A 2,461-nucleotide genomic window follows, 5' to 3' on the forward strand; every position below is an offset into this window, starting at 1 on the left:
CTCAACCAGCAAATCCTGCCGGTGCTCAGCCAGCAACTGCTGCAGCGCCAAACGACGGCCGTCACGCACGGCTACAGCGCTGATGACGGTATCGCCCTGGAATGCAGTGAAGAGCCTTCGGCTCTTGAAAGCGCGGAGGTCTGACCATGCTCAACGAGATACGCACATTCTTCGATCATTCCCGCCATACCGTCACGGTGGATGGCCAGCGTGCTCTGCTGGACGTCCTGGCGTTCTCCGGCACCGAAGCACTCAGCGAGACGTTTTGCTACGCCATCGAGGTAACCAGCCCCAACCTCGACATCGCCGCCGACAGCATGCTCGGTAAGGACGCCAGCTTCAGCCTGCGTGCCGCGCCGCCCTCGGTGTCCATTCGCGGCTTCACACCGCCTCCTGTGGCGCCGCTGCGCACTCTTCATGGCGTCATAACTCGCTTCAAAAGGCTCTCGGCATCCCGAGACGAAGCGCGCTATGAGCTGACGCTGGAGCCACGCCTGGCCCTGCTCGATAAGACTTGCCAGTACCGCATTTTCCAAAACCAGAGCGTGCCCGAGGTGGTAGAAACCATCCTGCGGCGCCATGGCATGCGTGGGCAAGATTTCCTCATCGACCTCGGCAGAACGTACAAACAGCACGACCAGCTACTTCAATACGGCGAATCAGACCTTGCCTACATCAAAAGACTCTGCGCTGAACGCGGAATCTGGTTTTCCTTCAGCATGGACGCGCGATTAAAAATCGATGTGGTCGAGTTCAAGGACTCGCCCATGCACTATGAACGTGACATTACCCTGCCGCTGCGCCCCCTGAGCGGCCTGGAAACCACCGGCCAGGATGCCGTGTGGGGGCTGCAGGCCGATCACCAGGTCGTCCAGCAACTGGTCAGCACCCGCGCCTACTACTCGCGCGACGCCGGCGCCAACCTTGATGGCCAGGCCGACCTGACCCGTGGCGCCACCACCACCTACGGCGAGGCCTACCATTACGCCGACGAGCCTTATCAAACCCTCGGTGATCCCCTGGCGCGTGATGATGAAGAAGGCCATGCCGAAAGCGGCGTGTTCTACGCGCAGTTGGCCCACGAGCGCTATCTGAACGACCAGCTCCGCCTCGACGGCGCCAGCAGCAGCGCCGCCCTGGCCCCCGGCCTCGTGCTCAAGGTCGAAGGCGGCGCACCCGCCGCGTTCACCGAAGGTGCGTTGATCGTTCGCACCCACTGCACCGCCGCCCGTGATCGCAGCTTCGAAGTGCGCTTTGAAGCCATCCCCGACGGCAACGTTGCCTTCCGCCCGCCGGTACCGGCCAAGCCGCGCATTGCCGGCACCGTCCCGGCACGCGTCACCAGCCCGCAGCAGAACGACCCGTATAGCGACATCGACGAAGAAGGCCGGTATCGCGTTAATTTCCTGTTTGATAGGGACGTATGGCCCGCCGGCCGCGAGAGCATGCGGCTGCGCTTGGCCCGGCCATACGCCGGCGACACCTACGGCCTGCACCTACCGCTGCTGGCCGGCACCGAAGTCGCCGTGGCCTTCGAGCAGGGCGACCCTGACCGCCCGTTTATAGCCCATGCACTGCACACAAACCTGCAACCTGATCACGTCACAATTAGAAACCATAAGAGAAATATTCTTAGAACTCCCAGTAATAACAAAATCCGCCTGGACGATACGCGCGGTCAGGAACACATCAAGGTCAGCACCGAGTATTCGGGCAAAAGTCAGCTCAACCTCGGTCACCTGGTGGATGCCAAACGCCAGAAGCGCGGCGAAGGCTTCGAGCTGAGAACCGATGGCTGGGGATCGGTGCGCGCGGGTAAGGGCGTGTTCATCAGCGCTGACGTACAGCCCGGTGCCCAGGGGCAGGTGCTAGCCATGCAGGAAGCAGTCGCCCGACTCAAGCAGGCCGGCGATGAACTTCAAAAGCTCTCCGCCGATGCCGAAACCGCCAAGGCCGATCCGGCAGACGTCCAGGCGCAGTTGACCCTGCTCAGTGAACGCCTGGACAAACTGCAAGCCTCGGTGACTCTGATCAGCGCCCCGCAAGGCATGGCGCTCACCAGTGGTCAGCACCTGCAGCTGGCCGCCGAGCGCAACCTGATGCTGAACGCCGGCGACGAGGCTGACGTGAGTGTGGTCAAGCGCCTGTTCATCGGCGTGGGCGAAGGCCTGAGCCTGTTCGTGCGCAAGCTCGGCATGAAGCTCATCGCCAACCAGGGGGCGGTGCAGATCCAGGCGCAGAACGACCGCATGGAAATCCTCGCCCGCATGGGGATGGACATCGTCAGCACCGAGGACGAAATCCACATCACCGCCAAGAAGAAAATCATCCTCAATGCCGCTGGCACCTATATCAGCCTGGACCAGCACGGCATCGAATCCGGCACCCAGGGTGACTACCTGATCAAGTCGGCGCACTTCGACCACCAAGGACCGGCCAGCATGCCGGCTACCCATCCGGA

The 2,461-nt window shown here is 62.3% G+C and carries 1 protein-coding gene; it reads left to right on the plus strand.

Annotated elements, in window-relative coordinates; genetic code table 11:
• Window positions 1–146 precede the first annotated feature (146 nt).
• The coding region (locus tag CHC02_RS29725) for a type VI secretion system Vgr family protein (protein ID WP_089394940.1) at window positions 147–2,461 on the plus strand (2,315 nt) is incomplete at its 3' end.

Source organism: Pseudomonas delhiensis, assembly GCF_900187975.1.
Lineage (GTDB): Bacteria > Pseudomonadota > Gammaproteobacteria > Pseudomonadales > Pseudomonadaceae > Pseudomonas > Pseudomonas delhiensis.